Raw genomic sequence first — 25658 nt, 5'->3', positions numbered from 1 at the left:
CTTCTGCACGATGTCGTCCGGCAGAGTCCAGTCATTGTCCGGGTTGGCTTTCAGCCAGTCGCGGGCAAACTGCTTGTCAAAGGAGGGCTGTCCGTGTCCCGGCTCATACCCCTCTGCGGGCCAGAAGCGGGAGCTGTCCGGTGTCAGCATCTCGTCGCCCAGGACAATGTTGCCTTCCTCGTCCAGGCCGAATTCGAATTTGGTGTCCGCAATGATGATCCCCTTTGTCAGCGCGTAATCAGCGCATTTCTTGTAGAGGGCGATAGTGTAATCCCGGAGACGGGCCGCGTACTCCTCGCCTTTTCCCGGGAAATATTTCTCCAGGTGGGCAATGCTCTGCTCGTAGGAAATGTTCTCGTCGTGGTCGCCGATCTCTGCCTTTGTGGACGGTGTGTAGATGGGCTCAGGCAGCTTGTCGGACTCCTTCAGGCCCTCGGGCAGCTTGATGCCGCACACAGTGCCGTCCTTCTGGTAGCTGGCCCAGCCGCTTCCCGTGATGTAGCCCCGGACAATGCACTCGATGGGGAGCATTTCCAGCTTGCGGCACATCATGCTGTTGCCGTCAAATCTGGGCTGCTGGAAGAACTCCGGCATGTCCTTTACGTCTGTGGAGATCATGTGGTTGGGCAGGATGTCCTGGGTCATATTGAACCAGAATTTGGACATCTGTGTCAGCACAGTCCCCTTCTTGGTCACTTCATTTTTAAGGATCACGTCAAAGCAGCTGATGCGGTCTGTCGCGACCATGATCAGGCTGTCGCCGTTGTCGTAGATCTCGCGTACTTTTCCTTCTTTGATTGGCTTCATATTCGATACCTCATTTCTATGATCTGTTGATACTAAAGAGATTATAACACAAAAATTATTATTTGCTCTAATTTTTACATATTCTTTTATTAGCTTTTATAATAAGTGCTTATAATCATGCCAATAACGCGCCGGCAGTCGGATTGCCCTCTTGTAAATCAGTGCTGTTGTGATAAGATAGAGACAGAAAAAAGAAAAGGAAGGTGTCTGATATGACCAGAGAAGTAAAAGACTATGTTACAGAGAAAACCCATGAGCTGATGGAGGCACAAACCTGCAGCAAGGAGGCAAAGGAGGCTGCCCAGGCATGGCTTGACGCTGTGGGGACAGAAGGGGAGGCCGAGGAGACAAAGAAATATATCGCTGAGCTGGAAGCAGACATCATGCCACTGGATGGCCTGATCGCCTTTGCCGAGTCTGATATGGGAGCAAAGGTGTTCGGGGACAATGCCAGGGGTGTGGCAGAGCACGGAAGGGAGCTCAAGGCTGCCGGGAAAAAGTACTGTGATTGTCCGGCCTGCGCGGCTGTGGAGGCTATCCTGGCGAAGAAAGAGGAGATGCTGGCCTGAGTAGGCAGGGCAACACGTATCTGAAGCCGGGAGAGAGGTCCGAAACTACATTTCCCGACGGAAATCAAATGAAAACAGGAGCAAGTATGGCAGATAAGAAGAAAACGGTCCGGAGCTGTGCAGATTGTACCTACTACAGCTACGATGAGGAGTACGGCGGCTATGTCTGCGATGTGAACATGGACGAGGACGAGTATGTCCGGCTCATATCGGACAGCCGCTATGCCTGTCCCTACTACCGCAGCGGGGATGATTACAGGATCGTACGAAAACAAATGTAAGGGAATAGGGTAAGATGATGAGAAGACAGGGAAGAAGCTCCTCCGCAAAGAAAAAGGCGGCGCTGGCGGTCCTTGGTATCCTGCTGGCGGCGGCGCTGTGCGGGACGGCCTGGATACTCCTGAGAGGCGGCGGACAGGGGAAAACAGACACAGCCGGGACAGACCAGGACGGCCGGCAGGCAGAGGAAGAGGGACGGCCGGCAGAGGAGGACGATGCAGCCGGGGAAGAGACCGAGGATCAGACCCCGGAGGAGCAGCTGGCGGCGAGAGTGAAGGAGACGCTGGATGGGATGACACTGGAAGAAAAAGTGAACCAGCTCTTCATGGTGACACCGGAGCAGCTGACGGGAGTGGGCACGGCTGTGCAGGCGGGGGAGGCTACCAGGGCGGCCCTTGAGCAGCACCCGGTAGGGGGTGTGATCTATTTTGCCCAGAATCTGCAGAGCCCGGACCAGACCCGGCAGATGCTGGCTAATACAAGCCAGTATGGGGAGGAGGCCGCGGGCTTTCCTATATTCCTCTCCGTAGACGAGGAGGGAGGCCAGGTGTCGAGGATTGCCTCAAATCCTGCCTTCCAGGTTCCGTCCTTTGAGTACATGAGCCAGGTGGGGCAGAGGGGAAATACCCAGGAGGCCTATGACATCGGGAGTCAGATCGGGGCCTACCTGCGGGACCTGGGCTTTAATATGGATGCGGCGCCGGATGCGGATGTGCTGACCAACCCTGCCAACGAGGTGGTGAAATACCGCTCCTTCGGATCGGACCCCCGGCTTGTGGCCTCTATGGCGGAGGCGGAGCTGCAGGGGCTTCGGGAGCAGGGCATCATCGGCATGTACAAGCATTTTCCGGGCCACGGAGGGACCATGGCGGACTCCCACCAGGGGTATGCCTATGTGGAGGAAAATCTGGAGCAGCTCATGAGCCAGGCGCTGGTGCCCTTTCAGGACGGCATCGACAAGGGGGTGCAGGTCATCATGGTGAGCCATATTGCCTGCCCCAACGTGACAGGAGACAATACGCCGGCCACGCTGTCCTCCGTGATGATCACGGATGTGCTGCGCGGTCAGATGGGATTTGACGGGATGGTCATGACAGACGCCCTCAATATGGGAGCCATCACCTCGCAGTACTCCTCCGCCGACGCGGCGGTGAAGGCACTGCAGGCGGGAGTGGACATGCTGCTCATGCCGGAGGATTTTGAGAGCGCCTTCCAGGGAGTGCTCCAGGCGGTCAGCGACGGACGGCTGACAGAAGAGCGGATAGACCAGTCTGTGGAGAGGATACTGAGGATCAAGCTTTCCATGTGACCCCTCCGCATGTTGGACATGCTCCTGAAAAGTAAATAAGAGCACAAAGAAAATCCACTGTATCTTTTGATTTTTAAAGGTACAGTGGATTTTCAACTTATTCCATCCATTGGAATTTACCTCCTTATTTACTTGATATCTATTTGAAACTATTATCTCAAATAGTGAATTTTTTGGATTTAAATTACTTTCCCATTGGTCTTTACCTCTTTCATTAGTTTTGTTGATAATTTGGATTTAAGATTAAGTTTTCGGTGGTCCGTCCTCCTTTTCTTTTGTTGTCATTATAATACCTCACAAAACTGGAAATGTCAATATAAAAAAACAGAAAAAATAAAATAAATAACAAAAATAACAGATTAAAAAGAATTATAAACAAAATAAAATTTTTAATTTGCATATAAAAATCAAAATTTTCAGATAAAACAGGAGCGGACCTTTAAGGTCTGCTCCTGTGTGGATCTCAGGGGCTACCTGACGGTGTCGGCAGCCTCCTGGAGTGTCTGGATGAGGGAAGTCAGCTCCTCCTCCGACAGTCCGGAGAAGCTCTTGAAGGAGCGGAGCGGAGAGTTCTCCAGCATTTTCAGAGTCATTTCCGGGGTGATCGCCTCGGAAGCGGCCTCTGAGGAGTTGTCCCCGCCTCCGGTCATGTCTGAGGCGAGACTGGTCATCATGGAGCGGATGACAGGGGCGGTCCGCTCATCGGCCAGAAGCTCTGCCACGGTGGTGTTCCTGTGGATGTGGAAGGGAAGCTGTGTCTCTGTGACAAAGTGGACGGTCTTTGTCAGGCGGATGTCCCTTGAGGAGGCCCCGGCCAGGATCTCGTAGTCGCCGGTGGCCGCGTACCAGTCGTGTATCCGCGTGTTGTACCAGGCGAAGCTGCGCTTGTCCAGCGTCATCTCCACAGTCTTCTCCTGTCCTGGCTCCAGGAAGACCTTGGTGAAGTTTTTCAGCTCCTTCACCGGCCGGTTTGCAGCGCCTGTCCGGTCTGCCACGTAGAGCTGAACGATCTCCTTTCCGGCCACGGTTCCGGTGTTTTTCACCTTGAGGGATACGGTCAGGGTGTCACGGTCCGAGAGCTGTCCTCTGGAGAGCTGCATGTCGCTGTACTGGAAGGTGGTGTAGGAGAGCCCGTGGCCAAAGGGGAAGCGTACGTCCATCTCCTTCGTGTCATAGTACCGGTAGCCCACGAACACTCCTTCTTTGTACTCTACCGTCTGCCCGTCTCCCGGGAAATTCAGATAGGAGGGATTGTCCTGCAGCTTCAGGGGGATCGTCTCAGCCAGCTTCCCGCAGGGATTGGCAAGGCCGAAGAGGAGGCGCACCTGGGCGGCGCCCACCGCCTGGCCGCAGAGGTAGGATTCCAGGATGGCATTTACATCGCCGGCCCAGGGCATCTCCACCGGGGAGCCATTGTGGAGGACGACGACCGTGTTTTTCTGTACTCGGAGGATTTCCCGGATAAGCTCATTCTGGCACTCTGGCATCTGCATGTGAGACCGGTCGTAGCCCTCGGACTCAAAGGCGTCCGGGAGGCCGGCGAAGATGACGGCAACGTCCGCCTCCTCTGCGGCCTTTACCGCCTCGGCGAGGAGGGCCGGGTCGGTCCTGTCCTCCGCTGTATCGTAGCCCTGGGCGTAGGTGATATCAGAGGTGATCTCCGGCAGCTGCCCTGCCGCCTCCAGGGCTCCCGTGATCTTGCAGGAGTTGATGTGGGAGCTGCCGCCGCCCTGGAATCTGGGCTTCTGGGCAAATTTTCCGATAAAGGCGATCTTCTTTCCCGCTTTCGGCAGGGGGAGAAGACCATCATTCTTTAGGAGGACCATGGATTCCTCCGCAATCTTTTCCGCAAGCCTGTCATGCTTCTCCTTGTCAAAGTCGCCGGGCCTGCGGTCGTCCGCGAATTTAAAGATGATGCGCAGGATGCGCTCCACGGCTCTGTTAAGGACAGCCTCGTCCAGGGTCCCGTCTTTGACAGCGGCCACGATCTCTGCGTCCGTGTGTCCGCCGCTGGCGGGCATCTCCAGGTCCAGCCCGGCCTCCAGTCCCCGGACTCTGTCGTTGACAGCGCCCCAGTCGGACATGACATAGCCCTCAAAGCCCCACTCGTCCCGCAGGACCTCTGTCAGGAGCCAGTGGTTTTCGGAGGCAAAGGTGCCGTTGATTTTGTTGTAGGAGCACATGACGGTGTCAGGTTTTCCCTCCCTGACGGCCGTCTCAAAGGCAGCCAGGTAGATTTCCCTGAGAGTCCGCTCGTCGATCTCTGAGGAGCAGGACAGACGGCGGTACTCCTGGTTGTTGGCTGCGAAGTGCTTGATGGAGGTGCCCACATTTTTGGACTGCACGCCCTGGATGTGGGCGGCTGCCATCTGGGAGGCCAGATAGGGGTCCTCGGAAAAATATTCGAAATTGCGCCCGCATAAGGGGGAGCGCTTGATGTTCACCGCGGGGCCCAGGATGACGGACACGTCCTCCGCCTGGCACTCGTCTCCCAGCGCCTCCCCCAGCTCTCTTAGGAGCTCCCGGTCAAAGGAGCAGGCTGTGGCGCAGGCGGTGGGAAAGCAGACCGCCTTGATGCTCTCGTTTGCTCCCAGGTGGTCCGCCTTCTCGTTCTGCTTGCGCAGGCCGTGGGGGCCGTCGCTCACCATGACCTCCGGGACGCCCAGGCGCTCCACGCCCTTCAGGTGCCAGAAATCCCTGCCGGAGCACATGCCGGCCTTTTCCTCCAGAGTCATCTGGCTGACAATGGTTCTGATATCGCGTTCCATATGATATACCATTCCTTTCTAAAACGCCGGGGTCTGCCGGCGCTGCCTTTTCTTTTACCATAGCATAAAGAGAGGGGAAATGACAGATGAAAATTTTCGGATTGCGGCGGCAAATGATATTGTATAAAATGATGTTAAGGCCAAAAGCCCGGGGCTATGATGCCTGCAGATTGATACAAAGAGGTAAAAAAGGAGAGGGAAAATGATCAGATGGAACAATGACTACAACTGCGGGGCTCATCCCGCTATTTTACAGGCGTTTATGGATACGAACGGCGAGAGCTACGGAGGCTACGGTATGGACGAGTGGTGCGAGCGGGCAGCCGGTGAGATAAAGAAGCACCTGGGAGGGGCTGATGCAGACATCCACTTCATGCTGGGAGGCACCCAGGTGAACTACACCATGATCGCCGCGGCGCTGCGCCCCTACCAGGGGATCATCTGCGCGGACTCAGGGCACATCCAGGTCCATGAGACCGGGGCGGTGGAGCACACCGGGCACAAGATACACGTAGTCCCGGGGGTGAAGGGGAAGATCACGGCCCGGGCTGTGGAGAGGGAGGCGGAGGACTACCGCTCAAGCGACATCCCGGAGCATGTGACCCAGCCGAAGATGGTATTCCTGTCCTTCCCCTCCGAGTACGGGACTATCTACACAAAGGAGGAGCTCTCGGACATCAGCCGGGTCTGCCGCAAGTACGGCCTGTACCTGATGGTGGACGGCGCCAGGATGGGCTACGGGCTGGGCGCTGAGGGAAATGACGTGACCCTGGCGGACATTGCGGCCGCGGCGGATATTTTCTACATAGGCGGCACCAAGTGCGGGGCCATGATGGGGGAGGCTGTGGTCATCGTGAATGAGGAGCTGAAGGACCATTTCCGCAGCTATATGAAGCAGAACGGGGGACTGCTGGCCAAGGGCTGGGTGCTGGGTCTCCAGTTCTACACCCTGTTCAGGGACGGCACCTACTTTGACATCACAGAGCGGGCGGACGGGTACGCCATGGACATACGCCGGGCTTTTGCCGAAAAGGGCATAGAGTCCTACATCGACAGCCCCACAAACCAGCAGTTCCTCCTTCTGACAGAGGAGCAGAAGGAAAAGCTGGCCAAAAACCATATCTTTGAAAATCAGTTCCAGACCAGGGACGGCCGTTTCTGCGTCCGCTTCTGCACGAGCTGGAGCACAAAGGAGGCGGATGTGCAGGCCCTCCTGAGGGATATCAGGGCGCTCTAGACGGAGAGGATTTTGCCGAAAAAGCGGACAGATATGATACAATGATACAAAAGCTGATTTTGACGGGAGGACAGAGGATATGAAACTATTTCAGGAGAAGCCGGAGGTGCATCAGTACGGCGGCGCGCAGGAGTTTGTGGAGGATTTCCAGATTGGGGAAGGGGATTTTGTCCTGGCGGGGAAATCCGTGCTTGAGGCCCATTTTGCGGGGCTGGAGAAGACCGGTGCAGTGATACGCTGCAAGAGCCGGTATGGCCAGGGAGAGCCTACAGACCTGATGGTGGACGCGCTTCTTGCGGACTTCCGAAAGACAGGCTGTGGAAGGATCATTGCCATCGGCGGCGGTGCGGTCATCGATATGGCCAAGATACTGGTGCTGGACGGAGATGCCCCGGCAGCGGATATTTACCAGAGAAGGACAGAGCTTAATAAGGTGCGCTCCCTGGTGGCTGTGCCCACCACCTGCGGCGCCGGCTCGGAGGTGTCCAGCGTGTCCATCGCGGAGGTGACGGAGCTGCACACAAAGCTGGGACTGGCCTGTGATGAGATTTACCCGGACCACGCGGTGCTGATCCCGGAGCTTTTAAAGGAGCTGCCCTGGCATTTCTTTGTCACCAGCGCCATCGACGCCCTGATACACGCCATTGAGTCCTATGTGTCGCCCAAGAGCAATCTCTACACAAGGATGTTTGCAAAGCAGGCCATGGAAATGCTGCTTGGAGGCTTTCGGAAGCTGGCAGGGGAGGGGCAGGGCTGCAGAGAGAGCCTGTATGAGGAGTTCCTTGTGGCCAGCAACATGGCGGGCATCTCCTTTGCCAATGCGGGGACCGGCGCTGTCCACGCCATGTCCTATCCTTTGAGCGGGGTGTACCATGTGACCCACGGGGAGGCCAACTACCAGTTCCTCACAGCCGTGTTCCAGGCCTACCAGGAGAAGGCCCCGGAGGGCGACATAGGTGGGCTCAATGAGTTCCTGGCAGGTATCCTGGGATGCGGGCCCGGGCGTGTCTACCGGGAGATAGAGGAGCTTCTGGGCAGCCTGATCCATAGAAAGCCCCTCCGCGAATATGGCATGAAGGAGGAGGAGATCAGGGCCTTTGCCGAGAGCGTGGAGGCGACTCAGCAGCGGCTTTTAAACCAGAGCTATGTGAAATTCACGGCGGACGAGATGGAGGAAATCTACCGGAAGCTGTACTGATAAGAAACGCCGGATGGGAGTGACGGAATATGGAGAAGACGGATATTTATATCACTCAGGGAAAGGATTACTGTGAGATGACCAGGGAGCTTTTGGAGGCCTGCTACGGCTCCCTCATCTACGCCCCGGACCGGCTGGACGAGACGGGGTACCTTAAGGGAAAGGTAAGAGAGAGTATTGCCATCGGCCAGGGGTTCCGGGGGAAGGAGGGAGAGCTGGGTGTGGGAAACTGCACCCGCTGCTTCCGGAGATCACTGGCAGGCTGCCCGCCCAAGGCGGTGGACATTGCGGAATTTTTAAAGAGGGAGTGGAAAGATGAGAGATAAGATGCCGGACAAAAGACCAGGCATGGCACCGGGGAAGATGCCGGGCGGGAGGATCCTGGTTGTGGAGGACGACCGGGAGCTGGCAGAGGGGATTGCCTGGATGCTGGAGAAGGAGGGCTTTATCCCCCTTGTGGCCCGCTCGCTTTCGGAGGCCGGGAGACTGCACCGGGGAGAGGGGGCGGACCTGGTACTTTTGGATGTGAACCTGCCGGACGGGGAGGGCTTTGACTTCTGCCGGTATCTGGCGGAGAGCGGGGGAGGCCGGAGCAGGACCCCGGTCCTCTTCCTCACGGCCCGGGACCTGGAGGAGGACATGCTGAAGGGCTATGAGCTGGGAGCCCAGGACTATGTGACCAAGCCCTTTTCCATGAAGGTGCTCTTGAAGAAGATCGATGTGATACTCAGGAGGGAGAAGAAGGACGCGGGGCAGATTTTTGACGACGGGCATCTGCGCCTGGACCTTCTGGGGGCAAAGGCGGAGGTGGAGGGCCGGCCCTGTCCGGTGACGCCCACGGAATTCCGGCTCCTTAAGGAATTCCTCTCCCATAAAGGGCAGCTCCTCACCTACGACGTGCTGCTGGACCGGCTCTGGGAGGGCGGCAGTCAGATCGTGGACCGGCACGCCCTGACGGTCAATATCGGCCGCCTCCGGGGTAAGATAGAGGACGAGGACCACAAATATATTTCAAATGTGTACGGGATGGGATATCAGTGGATCAGATGATGGCGATCACAGCCGCGGCCCTTGTCCTGGCAGGGATTTCCATCTGGAGGATGGGGCGGCAGAAAAAGGATATATATACATTTACAGAGGAGCTGGAGGAGAACCTGGATGCCCTCCTTGCGGGGGAACCCCTGAAAAATGACCAGGAGACCAGGGATACCCTGTCCGGGAAGGTAAATGAGAAACTGGCCCGCATCCAGCATATCCAGGAGAGAAGAGAGCAGGAGAGCCTGGAGGCCAAGGAGCAGATGAAGGAGCTCATCTCAGATATTTCCCATCAGACAAGGACGCCCATCGCCAATCAGAAGCTCTGCCTGGAAATCCTCAGGAGGGAGGAGCTCCCGGAGGAGACCGGAGTTTTTCTAGACAGGCTGGAGCACCAGACGGACAAGCTGGACTTTCTCTTTCGCAGCCTGGTGAAAATGTCCCGGCTGGAGACGGGGATCATCCAGATAAAAAAGAGGGACTGCGATCTGGCGGAGACGCTGAAGCGGGCCATCTCCGCCGTGGTGGCCGCCGCTGCCGCAAAGGATATCGAGATCCGGGCGGAGGCGGAGGGGCCTTTCCTTTTATCCCACGACCCCAGGTGGACAGAAGAAGCGGTGTTCAACCTTCTGGACAACGCGGTGAAGTACACCGGGCGGGGAGGCCGGATAGGACTGTCTGTCAAGAAGGGGGAAATCTTTGCGGAAATCCATGTGAAAGATACGGGAAAAGGAATCCCTCTGGAGAGGCAGGCGGAAATCTTTACCCGGTTTTACCGGGAGCCGGAGGTCCACGACGTGGAGGGGATCGGGATCGGCCTGTACCTGACAAGGCGGATCGCAGAGCTCCAGGGCGGATATGTGGAGGTCCGCTCCCGGGAAGGGGAGGGGGCCGACTTTGCCATCTGCCTTCCCCTGCAGGAGAGGGAGTGACGCGGTCACAGTTTTGTGATGATTCGGAACTGAGACTGGTTTGTGACTTTTGCGCTTTACAATAAAGCCATGGCCAGAGGGATCTATGGCCGGACGAGAAAAGGAGGCGTAAAAGTGGATAACTGGATCGTAAAGACGAAAAATTTAAAGAAATACTATCAGCTTGGAAAGAACACGGTGAAGGCCCTGGACGGAGTGGACTTTGCCGCGGCAGAGCGGGAGTTTGTGGCCATTATCGGAAAATCCGGAAGCGGCAAGAGCACTCTTCTGCACATGATCGGAGGGCTGGATGAGCCCACCTCCGGGGAGGTGTACGTGGACGGCCGGAGGCTTGCGGGCATGAGCCGGGAGCAGCTTGCCGTCTTCCGGCGCAGGAAGGTGGGTTTTGTCTTCCAGAGCTACAACCTGGTGCCGGACCTGAACGTGTATGAGAACATTGTCCTGCCCATCGAGCTGGACGGGCGCAGGATCGACCGGGCGTTTGTGGATGAGATCCTGTCCCTACTGGCACTGGAAGAAAAGCGGGAGGCCCTGCCCGGCACCCTGTCCGGGGGACAGCAGCAGCGGGTGGCCATTGCCCGGGCCATCGCCAGCAAGCCCGCCATCATTTTGGCAGACGAGCCAACAGGCAACCTGGACACGGCCACCAGCCACGACGTGATGGGGCTTTTGAAGGTGGCGGCGAAACAGTTTCAGCAGACTATCATCCTCATCACCCACGACAGCGACATCGCCCAGATGGCGGACCGCATCGTGCACATCGAGGACGGACGGATCGTGAAGGCAGGTGATACCTATGCTGGCTAACAACAATCAGGGAGTCATCCGCCGGATGGCGAGACGGTCTCTTGCAAGCAGCCGGCGCAGGACCGTCATCATGGGCCTGGCCGTGGCCCTGTCGGCCTTTATGCTCTTTTCTGTGTTCACTGTGGGGATCACCTGGTTCCACATGTACCATCTCCAGAATATCCGCCTGGCAGGCGGGGACTTTGACGCGGTCATGTACGGCATGACAGAGGAGCAGAGGGAGAAATGTGAGGAAAATCCGGACATCGACAGGATCGGCATTGCCGCCGTGGCCGGCTCCGTCCTCTCCACGGATTACGACAATACTGTCAATGTGGGCTGCATCTGGGCGGACGATGTGTACTGGAACGATATCATGGCGCCTGCCAGGACCCAGGTGAAGGGTTCCTATCCTCAGGAGGAAAACGAGGTCATGCTGACGCAAGGGGCGCTTGAGACCTGCGGCTTTGAGGACATGGGGCTGGGCATAGGCGACACCTTCCGGGCCCTCTGGCAGGACGGACAGGGCAACCAGATGGAGAGGGAGTTTAAAATCTCCGGCATCTGGGAGGGCTACGGGTCGCAGAACGAGTTCTACGTGTCCAAGGCCTTCTATGACCAGTGCGGCTACCAACTGTCGGAGGTGGCTTCCGGCCGCTATTTCATGACCTTTCACAGGAATTTCTGGACCCAGGAGGAGCAGACGGCCTTCATCGACAGCATGGACCTGGAGAAGCAGCAGAATATTTTCTTCTCTGTGGAGGCCGGGTACTCTATCCCCATTGTCCTGGGGCTTGGGGGCATTGCCCTTGTCACCTGCCTGTGCGCCTGCCTTCTGATCTACAACATCCTGTACCTGTCCGTGGCAGGGAATGTCCGGTACTACGGACTCCTCCAGACCATCGGCATGACAGGGCGGCAGATACGCGCTCTGATGGGGCGCCAGAGCGTCCTTGTGGGCGGTGCCGGCATAGCGGCGGGGCTGCTTTTCGGGACAGGGGTGTCCTTCTTCCTCATCCCCTCCATCATCCGGTTCCTCGGAGTGAGGGCGAAGGAGGCGGGGCCCATAGAGATCAGCTTCCACCCGGCGGTCTTCCTTCTGACCATCCTCCTGACCGGAGCCACGGTCTGGATCGGCAGCCGCAAGCCGGTGAAGCTGGCGGTCTGTGTCTCCCCCATCGAGGCGGCGGGCTACCGGCCGGTGTACGGCGGGAAGAGCGTGCGAAAAACCGGGAAGGGCCGCCTTCTGTGGCGGCTGGCGCTGCAGCAGCTCACAAAGGACAAACGAAAGTCAGCGGTCATCATTTTATCTCTGGCGGCCGGCTTTTCCGTGTTCCTGTGCCTGGTCACCATGATACAGAGTCAGGGCCCCCGGACCTACGTCTCCAACTTCATGGATCAGGACATGGAGATTGACAATGAGACCATGGCCAGGGCGGACAACCGGCAGTGGAAGGACATCCTGGGAGGGGACTTCCTGGAGCGGCTGTCGGACACGGAGGGGGTGTCCCGGGTAAGTCCGGTGCTGGCGGCCCAGATTACCGTGCCATGGGAGCCGGATTTCGCGGACATGTGGATGCGGGAGTTCTATGACATGTGGATGTATATCCCCTATGAGGATGACCTGCAGGAGTATAAGGAACACCCGGAAAACTTTGGGTCCTTCCTGGTGGGCATCACGGAGTCGGATCTTGACTATCTGACGGACTTTGTGGACGCGGAGATTGACAGAGAGGATTTCCTGGCGGGCAAGACCTGCGTCCTGTACCGGAACAGCCTGGAACTCACCGATGCGGACGTGATGGGAAAGACGGTGACATGCGGGGAATACCCGGTGGAGGGCCTTGCCGGGGAGGCGGACGCCGTCCTGAACGAGGAGGCCCTTGGAAACACCTGCAGCTTTGAGATCGCAGGCCTGACGGATGAGAGCTATTTTACCGGCCCCATGCTGGGCTGCCCGCCCGTGGTCATTGTGAGCGAGCAGGCGGTGCGGGAGTTTACAGACAGGTACTACGTGTCCAAGGCGGCGGTGCAGTACAAGGAGAGCTACGACGAAGAGACGGAGAGCGCGGTCCTCTCCCTTATGGATGCGAGCCCGGACGCAAAGGACTTTTCCTATACGTCCAGGATCCGCGAGGCGGAAACTGTCAAGAGCGCCCAGGGGAACATGATGGAGGTGGGCATCGGCGTGGCGGCCGTCCTGGCCTTTATAGGCATCCTCAACTATATCAACACGGTGATCGGCAATATCCAGAGCCGGAAGAGAGAGCTGGCGGCCCTGGAAAGCATCGGCATGACGGACCGGCAGATGAGGCGGATGCTGGTCATGGAAGGGCTTCTGGTGGCGGCAGGCTCCCTCCTTCTCGTGGGAACCCTGGGGCTTGGAGTCACCTACGTGATCTATCAGTCCATGAATTATATGGGAGCAGATTTCTATGTGCCCCTCTGGCCCGTGGCCGGCATGGCCGTCTTTGCGGTCTTTATCTGTGTGCTGGTGCCCCTGGCCTGCGGCCGGGCCCTGATGCGGGGCGGAAGCATCGTGGAGCGGATCCGGGCTGTGGAGTAAATAGGGGCGTGGAGTCGAGCAGGCTGTGGGCCTCGGGCTGGGGCGTGGAGAGAAGGCCGGGCAGGAGAGAAAGGAGTACGGAATATGAGGATTTGGATGGAAGAACAGGCGGGGGAGAGGGACCATTTTGCGGCAAAGATCACGCTGGCTTTTGCGGGGCTGGTGGCTGCCGTCATCGCTCTGCCCTGCGGGATTGTCGTACTGGCCCTGATATTGGACTGGCCGGTGGCGGAGGTGTCAATGGCAGCCTGCCTGATCGGAGTGGCGCTGGCGCTGTTTTTCGCAAGGCAGATCGGGAGGAAGGTTCATCAATACTGCACGGTCTTCTGCCAGGACGATGAGGGAAGACTCTTTGCAGTGGATATCCGGAAATTTGTGGGATACCAGAGGGGCCTGCCCGGGTTTATCCAGATGCTCTTTCAGATGCAGAAGGCAAAGACCAATATGAAGAAAAATCACATCCTGGAACGGTATCTGCGCCAGAGCCCCAGCCTCACAGGTGTGGAGACCCAGATCCTGTCTGTAGAGAAGATACGGCCTGCAGGAGACGGCCTGCGGGTGCGATGCCTGGTGGAATACCCCAATAAAAAGCAGGGGAAGAGGAGCTACCTGCTGGTGAGCGGATATGAGAACGAGGGGGAGCTGGCAGCTGCCTTTGAGAGGCGGCTTCGGGGAGCTGTGATGTGATCTGCTAAAAATAAAAGGAAATTTGCAAAAAGGGATTGACCCTCCTCCTGGGGCAGGGCCTACACTGGTATCAGATCCGGATCACAAAGCTGCGGAAAGGGGAAGAGAATATGCTTCAGATTGGTGAATTTTCAAGAATATGCCAGGTGAGCGTCAAGACGCTGCACCACTATGACAGGATCGGGCTCCTGGCACCTGCAAAGGTGGACGCCCTGACAGGGTACCGCTACTATGAGGCGGAGCAGATCGATGTCATGAACTATATCCAGCGCCTGAAGCGCTACGGGTTTTCGCTGGAGGAGATACAGAAGCTGCTCACCCTTTCAGAGGACAGAGAGATTTTGACCATGCTGCGGCAGCAGAAAGAAAAGATCAAGTGGGAGCAGCAGGAGAGGGCCCTCATCCTGAACGAGCTCCAGACACATATTTCTGTATTTGAAAGGACAGGTGACATGATGACATACCAGAAAGGCTACAGGATCGAAGTGAAGGAATCGCCGGCCATGAACGTGCTGACAAACCGGGCCATGATGAGCGTGGATGAATTCGGGAAGTACTACAGCCCCCTCTTTGAGCGGGTGCCAAAGGAGCGGGTGACCCCCACCGGAATAAACGGGTCCAGGTACTACGACAAGGAGTTTGACCGGGAGTCCTCGGATATTGAGCTCTTTATCGGAATAAAAGAGAAGGACAAGGCGGATGAGGTGATGGAGCCCTGCCTGTGCGCCATGACGCTCCACAGGGGCAGCTACTCCACCCTCTCGGAGGCCTACGGGGCGGTGGTCTCCTGGATCATGGAGAACGGCTATGAGATGGCGGGGGAGCCCTTTGAGCTCTATCTCAGGACCCAGTTTGACACACTTTCCCCGGAGGACTGGGAGACGGAGGTGTATTTTCCGGTGAGGAGGAAATAAAGGGAGAGAAATAATCATAGCGTTAAGACTTACAATCAAAGAAGGCTGGAGGGACAATTAAGTCCGGTTTATGGGACTCACTTTCTGTTATGATATGGGTGGATAACAGGAAGTGAGTTTCTTGTTAATTAAATTTAATAATGGTACAATGATCATACTAATTTTGTTTGCGTGTTTAACAGTGATTAAACACTATATTCTGGATAAAGAGATAAGGAGAGTAAATGTTTGAAAAGGCACAAAATGAAAAAAGCAAGGTAACATATGATTTTACAAATTTGTGGTCAACACAATTTTTCGGATTTTATCAATTTAAAAATTTTTTGGAATTTGCATCGGATAAGAGTGTACAAATCGATTATCTGAAAAGTAGAGATGTGATATGGGGGAATGAAAATGGGGAAGGCCATTTGTATGATATGAAAATTTCGGATTTGGAATTCTATTATGAAGCTATAGAGAATTTACTGACAGTACTGGCAACAGCGCTAAAAAAAGTTGATATATATGTTAAAGATGAAGGGCAAATATTAAATGGAGAACACCAATGAAAAACTGGCAGGAATATTTTCTTCCCCGCATCCTGGAGCGGGGCTGGAACTATTATAAGGACGGTGCGGTACAGTCTTTCACCACAACGCCTACAGGCTATAGGGCCACTGTGTCGGGAACAGAGGACTATGAGGTGGAGATTGAGTTGGATGGGGATGAGATTGCAGAAATGTACTGTGACTGCCCCTATGCGGACGACGGCAATTACTGCAAGCATATGGCGGCAGTGCTCTACGCGGTGGAGGAGGAAGATGTAGAAGTCTTCGCCTCCGGAAACCGCGGCAAGAGTGCCCAGGCTGATAAAGTAAAGAAAAGCAAAAATAAAAAAGAGGATCAGATACAGGAAATCGTAGCGTCTATTCCTGAGGAGGAGCTTCGGGGTATTGTCATATCCCTGGCGCGTCAGGATACATCTTTTTGCAATACTCTCCTGACAAAATACGGACCCAGGGATCCGATGATGCTTGTGCGTCTGGAAAAAGAGGTGGATGAGATCGGATGGCGACACTCTGACCAGAGCGGCTTTGTGGACTATGAGGAAGCCTATGATTATGCATGTGAATTACAGGATGTCCTATACGAGCACGTGCCTGAGCTGATCGGGAGAAATTGTCTGAAGGAGGCATTTGAACTGACCAACCATGTCTTCCACGAAATTGGGACCAGGGATATGGACGATTCTGATGGTGGGACGATGGAGGTGGCAGGCGCGTGCTATGAGATGTGGCGCCGGATATTGGATGCGTCAGATGAGAGGGAAGAGGAAGAAATGATCCGGTGGTTTCAGGAGCATCGGAAATGGTATGTCCTGGACTACCTGCAGGATGTCATGGAAGAGTTCATGATAAGTGAGTTTGGCAATGAGGAGTTGCTCCACGAACAGCTGCGGGATCTGGATGGACAGATCAGGGAGCTGGAGCAGAGCGTGGACAAGGACTGGTATGCCGGATATCAGTGTGAGGAGGCAGTCCTGCGCCGGATCAGCATTATGGAGCGTCTGGGATATTCCAGGCAGGACATACGGACGTACAGAGACCAGTACCGACAATTCTCCGGGATACGCATGCAGGAAGTCAGAGAGTACCAGCAGGATAGAGACTATGATAAGGCTGCGGAGGTGCTGAGAGAGAGCAAAGAGCTGGATAAGGACAAGTGCGGCCTGGTGTCAGATTACAGTCAGAAGCTGATCGACATCTATGAAAGGACGGGAGATCAGGTTTCTTACAGGAAGGAGCTCCTCTGGAATATATTTCACTGTGGACAGAGCGACCTGGAACGTCTTATGAGACTAAAAAAAATATGTACTGAACAGGAATGGAACGGATACCGGGAGAAATATCTGGAGCAGTCGGGAAGAGAGCCTGTGAAGTTTATGCTGCTGGAGCATGAGAAACTATACGGGCGGCTTCTGGCGGAAATAGAGAGGGAAGGATGGATCAGTCGGCTTGACCAGTATGAAAAAGTGCTGAAGGAGCATTTCCCGGAGAGAGTAAGGGATATGTATATCCGCTATGTGCAGAGTCAGGCGGAAAGGACATCCTACAGGAAAATGTATAAGGAGCTTGTGGTATATTTAAAGAAGATAAAGAGATATCCTGACGGAGAGAAGATGGCCCGGAAGATTGCAGACGAATGGAAACAAAAGTACCGGCGAAGATCCGCCATGATGGACGAGCTTGGACGGGCTGGATTTTAGGAGGTCTTTATGGGAAGAAGACGGCAGAGAGTCGGGGTATCCCTGGACTCGGGAGATGTTGTAAAATTGAGGGACGAGGAGATACGGGCCATTCTGCGGGCGGCGGATGAGCTGATCGGTGTGGGAGGACGAAGCATGCTGGTGAAAATATTGAAGGGCTCCAAAGATAAGAAAATCCTGGAGCATCACCTGGATGAGTGTCCTGTATACGGATATTACCGCAGCCTGACGATGGAAGAAATATCCAGAAGAGTGGACTGGACTCTGGAGGAGGACTATCTGCGGATTGAGTACAGCGGAAGGCTTCCCATGCTTGTTTTTTCCGAAAAAGGATGGGGGATTGAGGAGAAGACGTTTGCGGAAGAGATTTACGCAGAATTTTGCCGTGCCCTGAGCGAGGGGGAACAGTCTGTCATCACCAGGATGAAGGATATTAACCGGCAGGTGGTGTTTGATGTGCTGGAAATGATCCGAAACAGCGGGAAAAGAGAGTTTATCCCTCTGCTGGAAGCTTGGAAGAAGGTTGAAGTGCGCAAGGTTCGGGAGAGGATAGAGAGTGTTCAGAAATCGCTGGGCAGCCCTGCATATGAGCCGACCGTTTCGTTTGTGAAGGCGGGGAAGACCAGCGCCAGGGAAATTTCGGAACTGGTGCAGAAGACAGTGCGGACAGTTTACCCCAAATATTATCCGCAGGCAGTGGCAGATTTTTTCGCTATGTTTCACAGCAAGGACAGGATTTCGCAGGATATACTGGAGGGGAAGGTGTGGGTGCTGCGATTGGACGGGCGCATCATCGGAACCGGGAGCCTGGAGGAGGAGCACGTTACAAGAGTGTATGTGCTGCCTGAGTTCCAGGGAAAGGGATATGGCGCCTGGATCATGGGGGAACTGGAAAAGGAAATCCGCAAGCACCATGACAGGGCAGTGCTGGATGCCTCTCTCCCGGCCTGCTGCTTTTACGAGAAGCTCGGGTATAAGACGGTCTCCCATCAGAGCATGTCTGTTTTCGACGGGGCGGTGCTTGTATACGAGATTATGGAAAAAAGGCTGCATTGAGGATTGTATCCGGCACCACAATATGTTATGATACATAGACAAACACATGTTCGAAAAAAGGAAGTGGCTACAGTGCGAGAGCAGACGAGCGAAGACCTGACAATCTACACAAAGACCGTTCCGGCGCGGACAGGAGAGTATGCGGACTTTCCCAGCGCTCTCCTGCCGGAAATAAGGGCCTATCTGGAAGGGCAGGGGATTTCCAGGCTCTACACCCACCAGGCGGAGATGTTCGAGAAGGCAGCCGCAGGGAAAAACGTGGTCATCACCACATCCACGGCCAGCGGCAAGACGCTGAGCTTTCTGCTGCCTGTGCTGCAGGCTGCCCTTACAGACCCTCTGACGAGAGCTGTTTTTGTCTACCCCACAAAGGCTCTGGCCAGCGACCAGTACCGGGCGCTGCAGCCGGTGCTGGAATATTTCGGGGAGGGCCGTATCTCGGCGGGGGTGTACGATGGGGATACTCTGCCTGCTGAGAGGAGCAGGATCCGGAAGAATGCCAACATTATCCTTACAAACCCGGAGATGCTGAACGCGGCCTTTCTTCCCAATCACAGTAAATATGGATTTGACTTTATCTTTGCAAATCTGAAATACGTGGTGATCGACGAGCTCCACAGCTACCGGGGCGCCTTTGGGGCCCACCTTGCCAATATTTTCCGGAGGATGAAGAGAGTCTGCGGGTATTACCGGTCCGGGCCTCAGTTTCTCTGCAGCTCGGCCACGATCGCCAATCCGGTGGAGCTGGCGGAAAAGATATGCGGAGTGCCCTTTGCGCTGATCGACAGGGACGGTTCTCCGGCTCCGGAGAAGGAGTACCGGATCTTGCAGCCGCCCCGGATCAAGGGCAGCAATGACAAGGTGTACGGCAGGCGCTCCGCCTCTTCCGTGGCGGCGGAGCTGATCCCGCGGCTTGCGGAGGAGGGGCACCATTTTATCGCCTTTGGAAAGAGCCGGAGAAATGTGGAGGTCATTTTAAAGGAGGCCAGGGACAGGCTGGACGGAGCTGGATTTCTGTCCAGGGCGGACAGCTCCCGGATCGCCGGATACAGAGGGGGCTACACCCCACAGGAGAGGCGAAAGATCGAGGGGAAGATGGCTGCCGGTGAGCTGTTGGGCCTCGTGTCCACCAACGCTCTGGAGCTGGGGATCGACATCGGGAAGCTGGACTCCACGGTGATCGTGGGCTACCCGGGGACGAGAGCCTCCTTCTGGCAGCAGACCGGGCGGGCCGGGAGAAACGGGGAGAAGTGCGTCAACTATCTGATCCTGGAAAATCAGCCCTTTGATCAGTATATTGCCATCGACCCGGACTGGCTCTTTGCCGGCGGCAGCGAAAATGCCATTGTGGATCCGGACAACCTGCTGATCCAGCTCTCCCACATACGGGCGGCAGCGGCGGAGCTCCCCCTGTCGCTGGACGACGCGGCTCTTTTTCCGGATCTGGGGGAGGTGATCCCGGTGCTCCTTGGAGCAGAGGAAGTGAGGACACTGGCGGGGAGATTTGCCTGGTCAGGCCCTGCCTTCCCGGCAGGAGATTACAGTCTGAGAAACATGGACAAGACAAGGTACAAGCTGCTCCTCCGGTCAGGGGAAGATGGGGACATGCGGGAGATCACAGAGATGGATGAGTCCCAGGCCTACCATGAGCTTCACCCGGGGGCGGTCTACATGCACGATGGGGAGCTCTACGAGGTGCTGAAGCTGGATCTTGTACGCCGGACCGCGGAGGCAGTGCCCTTTGAGGGCAACTACTACACTGTGCCTTCGGGAACCCAGGAGACCAGAATCCTTCAGGTGTTCCAGCAGGAGGAGTTTGAGCGGAGCCATATCTGCTTCGGGGACATCAATGTGAACGAGGTAATCTCCATGTACAAAAAGCTCCAGTTCCACAACCATCAGAACCTGGGCTATGTCTCTCTGACCGTTCCCCTGCAGAAGGACTATGACACGGAGAGCACCTGGATCAGGATTCCGGAAAATGTGGTTCAGACCTACCGGAGCCTTCTGGCCCCCACCAGGACGGGAGAGCTGGCGCTGAATAACCACTTCGAAGGACTGGCTTACGCTATTAAAAATGCAGCTATGATGGTGACCATGACAGAGCGGGACGATATAGATGTTATCGTCTCCAACAACGCAATTATCCCAAACGGCAGCAGGGAAGAGGAGGTCTCTCTCTTTATTTACGACAAATATGAGGGCGGGCTGGGCTATTCCGAGAAGATCTATGACCTGATCCCCCAGATCGTGGACGCGGCTATCCGGATGGTAGGAGGATGTGCCTGCGAGGACGGCTGCCCCGCCTGTGTGGGGGATTATAGCCTGAATAAAAAGATGGTCCTGTGGGGCCTGGAAAACCTGAGAGAACAGACAGAGCCCCCGGCCTTTCACGGCAAACAGATGGAGGCGGAGGTGCCTGCTATAGAGAAGGAATTTTCCTTTTTCAGGCTGGCGGATCAGTGGCCTGCTTTCTGTGACCGGGTAGTGAGAAGCGGGGAGAGCGGAGGTGCCTTCCTGGGAATGATCCGGAAAGTGGAGGTGGAGGGGCACTGCCTGACTCTGACTCTTGGAAGCCGCTTTTACGAGACCTGGCTGGAGGATCCGGACAACCGGCGGGGCCTGGAGAATACCCTGCGATACTATGCGGTCTGTCCGGCGGACATGCAGGTGCGCTTCCGGGTGGAGGAGGACGCAGAGCGGGTGGAAAAGACAAAGGGAAAGCTGAGGCGCAGATACGATGACAGACTTTCATAACACATATCGGCTGAATACCTATCAGATGGAGGCGGTGTTGGATGAGAGTCCCGCCTGTATGGTCAACGCCAATGTGGGGAGCGGGAAGACTACGGTGCTCATTGAGAAGATCCTCCACCTGCACTTTGAGAAGCAGGTGCCCCTTAAGGACATGGTGGTGCTGACCTTTACCAACAAAGCCGCAGATGAGATCCTGCAGCGGCTTGCCCAGCGGGAGCCCTCTGTCACAAAAGAAGAGACAGCCTGCTTTGGGACGTTTCACAGTGTGGCGCTGTATCTGCTGAAAAACTGCCTTCCCACAGAGGAGGCGGGGTGGACCAGGGAGTTCTCGGTGATGGATCCGGATGAGGAGGCGGAGCTTGCCCTGGCCATCGCGGCGGAGCGGGGCTTGAAGATCAAGTATAAAAACAGACTGAAAAAGCGTCTGGAGCAGGAGTACGCTTCCTGGCTGAAGGGGAGAAATCCCAGGTATAAGGACGAGCTTTTTCTGCTGTTCCCTCTGCTGGAGGAGGAAAAGAAAAGACAGAACAAGATGACCTTTTCCGACCTGATCCGGGTGAGCACAGCCCTTCTGAATAAAGAGAACAGGTGCCCGGAGTGGATCATTGTGGACGAGGTGCAGGACAGCGACTCCCTCCAGATGGATTTTCTGGAGGCGCTGGGGACAGACATTGCCGGAGAGCGCCGGTCCCGGCTTTTTGCCGTGGGCGACCCCAACCAGGTGATCTACAGCTGGCGGGGGACAACGGAAAATATGTTTTTTCTTCTCAAGCACAGATTCCAGGCAAAGGAGCTCTCCCTCCCTGTGAATTACCGGTCCAACGCCTCGATCCTGGAGGCGGCGAACCGTTTTCTCCAGTTCGGAGGGAAGATTGAGGGAAGCCGGGGCGGGGGTGAAAAGATCACGGTCCGCAACCACTACGATCCATTCCAGGAGGCGGAATATCTGGCTGACCGGATAGAGAGTCTCCACAGGGACGGGCTGGCCTACAGAGAGATAGCTGTCTTTTACCGGCTGCAGCGACAGTCGGAGGTTCTGGAGAAGGTTTTTCAGAAGGCAGGTATCCTCTGCAGTCTCTCACTGAAAAAGACACTGGGGGATGTGCCAGTACTGGACTACCTGGTGAAGATCCTTAAATTCTCTGTCAATCCCGCTGACCGCCAGACGGGATTGCAGGTGCTGACGAACCGGAAATATGGAGAGAAAGCCACTCCGAAGAGAGCAGCCTCCATCCTGGAAAAGGGAGAGGGAGGCGCCCTGCCTCTCCTTGACAGAATGACCGGGTTCCAGGAGGCAGCGGTGGAAAAGGATAAAGATAAGGATGGAATTTCAGCCCAGTGGCTGTTCGATTACTTTGACCTTTGTACCCGACTGCACCCTACCTCGGCTGACTATGAAAAGGATGCCAAGGAAGCCGAGAAGCTGCTGGAGCATCTGTGCCGGTTCTGCCGGGAGCAGGACGGCTCCTTTCTGGAAAACCTGCGCCGTTTCCTGGACAGCTCCATGCTCTATGGACTGGAGTTCCTGAAGGGGAGCGAGCAGGAGGACGATGGCGTCCGGCTGATGACGCTCCACGCCTCCAAAGGGCTGGAGTTTGATACAGTGTTTCTGATTGGCGTGAACCCGGGGCTGATCCCTCTGCGGTGTCAGAGCTATGAGCAGGAGGAAGAGGAGAGGCGGCTCTTCTTTGTGGGCATTACAAGAGCCAGGAACCATCTGGAGCTGTCCTACTACACAAATCCCGGAGAGCCAGGAGTGCTGGAGGGATACAGCTCCTATTTGCGGATGATCCCGGAGCATCTACTGGACTGGAGCGAGGCTCGGAGTCAGAAGGAAAAGAAAGCTGATCTGCAGGAGCTCCGAAGAGAGGTGGCGGCGCAGATGCGGAAAAGCCGCGCAGAGCGGAAGACAGACCTTAACCCTGGCTCCAGACCGATGGAGTCCTGTGTGGGAGATGCACATCCGGCGGAGGAAGAGGTCCGCAGAGCCCGACATCGGAAGTATGGAGAAGGAACCATTGTGGGGGAGGATGAGATGATGGTCGAGGTGGAGTTTGAGGGCTACGGGCGCAAGAAGTTCCTGAAGGCTTTGGGGGAAGTGGAAGAGATAGGGTGAAAGGCTGTTGATACAGCTGTGATATAGAGGAGATGATGACCATGGCAGTTGAAAATGGAGAGTGGATCCTACACGGCACGGCCTGGGACAGCCCGGAGCGGATCCGTTCCTGGAGGGAGCTGATAGACTACGTGGACAGGGTTGGCTTTCTTCCCCTGTTTCAAAATGAGGTGAAGGGGTTTTCCGTGGAGGAGAAGACCTCGCCCCTCTTTTGGTGGACCGGGGATCCGGAGCAGGATCCCTGGGAGTGGCGTGCCATCGTTGCCAGAAGCGGGAGAGTGGCGTACGGGAAATTTTTCAACAAAAAGGCCGGTTTTATTTCCCTGGAGTGGTTTCCCTGGTTTGCCAACTACAGGCGGGACGGCTACGACTTCGACGCCAGGTGGGAGGACGGCCTGGCCGGATACCGGAGCAAGAAGATCATGGATCTCTTTGAGGCGAGGGAGGAGTATGCCTCCCACGAGCTGAAGAAGGAGGCAGGCTTTGGCAAAGGCGGGGAGAAGAATTTCAGCGGCATTGTGACGGAGCTGCAGATGCAGACCTACCTGGTGACAAAGGACTTCCGCCAGAAGAGGAACCGCAAGGGACAGGCCTACGGGATGGCGGCCTCCGTCTATGCCGCTCCAGAGGCGTTGTGGGGGTATGAGCTGGTGTCATCCGCCTACAGGGAAGCGCCGGAGAAATCCTTCCAGAGGATACTGGATCATGTGAGAGAGCTGTACCCTGAGACAGATGAAAAGCAGTTGCGGAAGGTGTGCGGATGACAAGTGCAATATACAGACAGAACAAAGGAGAGCAGACTATGAAGATCACAAGCATTGCCCTGGATCTGGATGGGACTACGCTGAACAGCCGGGGCATACTGAGCGAGAGAACAAGGCGGGCCATTGCGGAGGCGCTGGAGAGAGGAATCTGTGTCATCCCGGCCAGCGGACGCTCCTTTGATTCCCTGCCGGAGGAGATTCTGAGCATCTCCGGGATACGATATGCTATCACCTCCAACGGGACAGCTGTGGTGGAGGTTCATACGGGAGAGTACCTGCGGAAATTCTCGCTGACAGAGGAGTCTGTGGAGAAGATCCTTTGGCTCATGGACGGCAGGGATGTAGTCTTTGAGGCTTTTATAGATGGAAAGCCCTATGCCCAGAAGGAGTATGTGGAAGACCCGGTGCGGTATGGAGCCATGCCCGCAGCCATCGGCTATATCCAGAGAACCCGGGAGCCGGTGGCGGGTATGGAGGCCTTTATCCGGGCGCATGCGGCAGAAGGGAAGCTGGACTGTCTGGACGTGGTGGTGAAGGGGGAGGAGAAAAAGCGCAGTCTGTGGTGCCTCCTGGAGCGGGAGGTGACGGATATCTATGTGACTTCCTCAGTCCCCCAGCTTCTGGAGATCTCCTACAGGGATGCGGGCAAGGAGTCTGCTCTTAAGTTTCTGCTGCGGTATCTGGGGCTGGAGCAGACGGAGTCGGCAGCCTTTGGAGACGGGGACAACGACAGGGGGATGCTGGCGTTTGCGGGGATTGGCATTGCGGTCTCCAACGGATCTCAGGGCTGCCTGCAGGCGGCGGACTACATCGCAGGCTCCAATGATGAGGACGGAGTGGCCAGGTTCATTGAATGGCTTTTGGCCATGCAGAAGGAGGAACAGCTGTGAAAATGATTATCTCACCCGCAAAGAAAATGAAAAGTGAGCCGGATCTGTATCCCTGCAGCGGGCTGCCAGCCTTTTTGGGCAGGACCCGGGAGCTGGCGCAGTGGATGAAAAAGCTGACCTGCCAGGAGGCAAAGGAGCTGTGGAAATGCAATGACGCCATTGCCCGGGAAAATTATCAGCGCTTTCAGACTATGGAGCTGGAGAAGAACTTGACGCCGGCCATCCTCTCCTACGAGGGGATCCAGTACCAGTATATGGCTCCGTCCGTATTCGAGGGAAAGGAAATTCAGTATATCCAGGAGCACCTGTACATACTCTCGGGATTTTACGGTGTCCTGCGGCCTCTGGACGGAGTCACGCCCTACCGCCTGGAAATGCAGGCAAAGGCGGCGGTGGCCGGGACAAGGAACCTCTATGAGTTCTGGGGAGATGCAATCTGCCGGGCGGTGACGGCAGGGGATGGGACTATCCTCAATCTGGCCTCCAAAGAGTATTCTAAATGTGTAGAAAAGTATCTGGGGCCGGGGGATCGGTTTGTGACCTGTGTGTTCGGGGAGCTGGTTGATGGAAAGGTGCGCCAGAAGGGGACTCTGGCCAAGATGGCCCGGGGAGAGATGGTGCGCTATCTGGCGCAGACAGGGGGGCGGGAGCCCGAGGATGCCCGTGGATTTGACCGCCTGGGATACCGGTTCAGGGAAGAGCTTTCCGGACCGGCGGAATATGTATTCATAAAGGAGTAA

22 protein-coding genes are annotated in these 25658 nt (G+C 56.0%); 20 read left to right on the top strand and 2 right to left on the bottom strand.

Going from position 1 to position 25658, the window contains the following annotated elements; translation table 11 throughout:
• A partial coding sequence (locus NI21_RS0113200; RefSeq protein WP_255349852.1) for a phosphoribosylaminoimidazolesuccinocarboxamide synthase occupies nt 1-849 on the bottom strand: 849 nt, incomplete at its 3' end.
• A 170-nt stretch (nt 850-1019) separates the two neighbouring features.
• Here NI21_RS0113200 and NI21_RS0113195 point away from each other — a divergent pair.
• From NI21_RS0113195 to NI21_RS0113185, 3 genes are all read left to right on the top strand, one after another.
• Nucleotides 1020-1376 (top strand): hypothetical protein, encoded by a 357-nt coding sequence (locus tag NI21_RS0113195; RefSeq protein ID WP_033126664.1) that lies wholly within the window; start codon nt 1020-1022, stop codon nt 1374-1376.
• A gap of 86 nt (nt 1377-1462) precedes the next feature.
• Complete coding sequence (locus tag NI21_RS0113190) at nt 1463-1657, top strand: DUF6472 family protein (protein ID WP_033126677.1); 195 nt, start codon at nt 1463-1465, stop codon at nt 1655-1657.
• Between the two features lie 14 nt (nt 1658-1671).
• Nucleotides 1672-2964, top strand: a complete 1293-nt coding sequence (locus NI21_RS0113185; protein ID WP_052084106.1) for a glycoside hydrolase family 3 protein — start codon at nt 1672-1674, stop codon at nt 2962-2964.
• Nucleotides 2965-3434: 470 nt separating this feature from the next.
• Here the strand turns inward: NI21_RS0113185 and NI21_RS0113180 are convergent, their stop codons facing one another.
• Nucleotides 3435-5732, bottom strand: coding sequence for a glycoside hydrolase family 3 C-terminal domain-containing protein (locus tag NI21_RS0113180; RefSeq protein WP_033126663.1), 2298 nt, complete (start codon nt 5730-5732; stop codon nt 3435-3437).
• Between the two features lie 202 nt (nt 5733-5934).
• Between NI21_RS0113180 and NI21_RS0113175 the strand changes: the two genes are divergently transcribed.
• The 17 genes from NI21_RS0113175 to yaaA all read left to right on the top strand — a co-directional run bounded on the left by NI21_RS0113175 (nt 5935) and on the right by yaaA (nt 25658).
• Nucleotides 5935-6969: a low specificity L-threonine aldolase gene (locus NI21_RS0113175; protein ID WP_033126662.1), complete on the top strand. Its 1035-nt coding sequence runs from the start codon at nt 5935-5937 to the stop codon at nt 6967-6969.
• A gap of 79 nt (nt 6970-7048) precedes the next feature.
• A complete protein-coding gene (locus NI21_RS0113170; protein ID WP_033126661.1) occupies nt 7049-8167 on the top strand; it encodes a 4-hydroxybutyrate dehydrogenase in 1119 nt (372 codons plus the stop codon).
• Nucleotides 8168-8196: 29 nt separating this feature from the next.
• Nucleotides 8197-8493: a hypothetical protein gene (locus NI21_RS0113165; RefSeq protein WP_033126660.1), complete on the top strand. Its 297-nt coding sequence runs from the start codon at nt 8197-8199 to the stop codon at nt 8491-8493.
• Entirely contained in the window at nt 8483-9217 is a 735-nt protein-coding gene (locus tag NI21_RS0113160; protein ID WP_369792833.1) for a response regulator transcription factor, read from the top strand. Before NI21_RS0113165 ends, NI21_RS0113160 begins: the two co-directional genes overlap by 11 nt.
• Complete coding sequence (locus NI21_RS0113155; protein WP_033126674.1) at nt 9214-10134, top strand: sensor histidine kinase KdpD; 921 nt, start codon at nt 9214-9216, stop codon at nt 10132-10134. The genes NI21_RS0113160 and NI21_RS0113155 overlap by 4 nt, the downstream gene beginning before the upstream one ends.
• A gap of 114 nt (nt 10135-10248) precedes the next feature.
• Nucleotides 10249-10941: an ABC transporter ATP-binding protein gene (locus NI21_RS0113150; protein ID WP_033126659.1), complete on the top strand. Its 693-nt coding sequence runs from the start codon at nt 10249-10251 to the stop codon at nt 10939-10941.
• The gene (locus NI21_RS0113145; protein WP_033126658.1) at nt 10931-13486 is read left to right on the top strand and encodes an ABC transporter permease; all 2556 of its coding nucleotides are present in this window, start codon (nt 10931-10933) and stop codon (nt 13484-13486) included. The genes NI21_RS0113150 and NI21_RS0113145 overlap by 11 nt, the downstream gene beginning before the upstream one ends.
• Before the next feature lie 84 nt (nt 13487-13570).
• A complete protein-coding gene (locus tag NI21_RS0113140) occupies nt 13571-14173 on the top strand; it encodes a hypothetical protein (RefSeq protein ID WP_147581199.1) in 603 nt (200 codons plus the stop codon).
• Between the two features lie 110 nt (nt 14174-14283).
• Nucleotides 14284-15087 (top strand): MerR family transcriptional regulator, encoded by an 804-nt coding sequence (locus tag NI21_RS0113135; protein ID WP_033126673.1) that lies wholly within the window; start codon nt 14284-14286, stop codon nt 15085-15087.
• 224 nt (nt 15088-15311) lie between these two features.
• Nucleotides 15312-15638 carry a hypothetical protein gene (locus tag NI21_RS0113130; RefSeq protein WP_033126656.1) on the top strand — a complete coding sequence of 109 codons (327 nt, stop codon included), beginning with the start codon at nt 15312-15314 and terminating at the stop codon, nt 15636-15638.
• Nucleotides 15635-17335, top strand: coding sequence for an SWIM zinc finger domain-containing protein (locus NI21_RS0113125; RefSeq protein WP_052084105.1), 1701 nt, complete (start codon nt 15635-15637; stop codon nt 17333-17335). Before NI21_RS0113130 ends, NI21_RS0113125 begins: the two co-directional genes overlap by 4 nt.
• Nucleotides 17336-17344: 9 nt before the next feature.
• A complete protein-coding gene (locus NI21_RS17120) occupies nt 17345-18391 on the top strand; it encodes an RQC-minor-1 family DNA-binding protein (protein WP_242842867.1) in 1047 nt (348 codons plus the stop codon).
• Between the two features lie 72 nt (nt 18392-18463).
• Nucleotides 18464-21148, top strand: coding sequence for a DEAD/DEAH box helicase (locus NI21_RS0113115; protein ID WP_033126655.1), 2685 nt, complete (start codon nt 18464-18466; stop codon nt 21146-21148).
• On the top strand, nt 21132-23264 hold the full coding sequence (locus tag NI21_RS0113110; RefSeq protein WP_033126654.1) for an ATP-dependent helicase: 2133 nt from the start codon (nt 21132-21134) through the stop codon (nt 23262-23264). The genes NI21_RS0113115 and NI21_RS0113110 overlap by 17 nt, the downstream gene beginning before the upstream one ends.
• 41 nt (nt 23265-23305) lie before the next feature.
• Nucleotides 23306-24028: a hypothetical protein gene (locus tag NI21_RS0113105; RefSeq protein ID WP_033126653.1), complete on the top strand. Its 723-nt coding sequence runs from the start codon at nt 23306-23308 to the stop codon at nt 24026-24028.
• Nucleotides 24029-24066: 38 nt separating this feature from the next.
• A complete protein-coding gene (locus NI21_RS0113100; protein WP_033126670.1) occupies nt 24067-24918 on the top strand; it encodes a Cof-type HAD-IIB family hydrolase in 852 nt (283 codons plus the stop codon).
• A complete protein-coding gene (yaaA, locus tag NI21_RS0113095; protein WP_033126652.1) occupies nt 24915-25658 on the top strand; it encodes a peroxide stress protein YaaA in 744 nt (247 codons plus the stop codon). Before NI21_RS0113100 ends, yaaA begins: the two co-directional genes overlap by 4 nt.

Source organism: Eubacterium sp. ER2 (genome assembly GCF_000765215.1).
Lineage (GTDB): Bacteria > Bacillota > Clostridia > Lachnospirales > Lachnospiraceae > Claveliimonas > Claveliimonas intestinigallinarum.
Note: the sequence above shows the minus strand (reverse complement) of the source record. Positions and strands in the feature narration are given on the sequence as shown.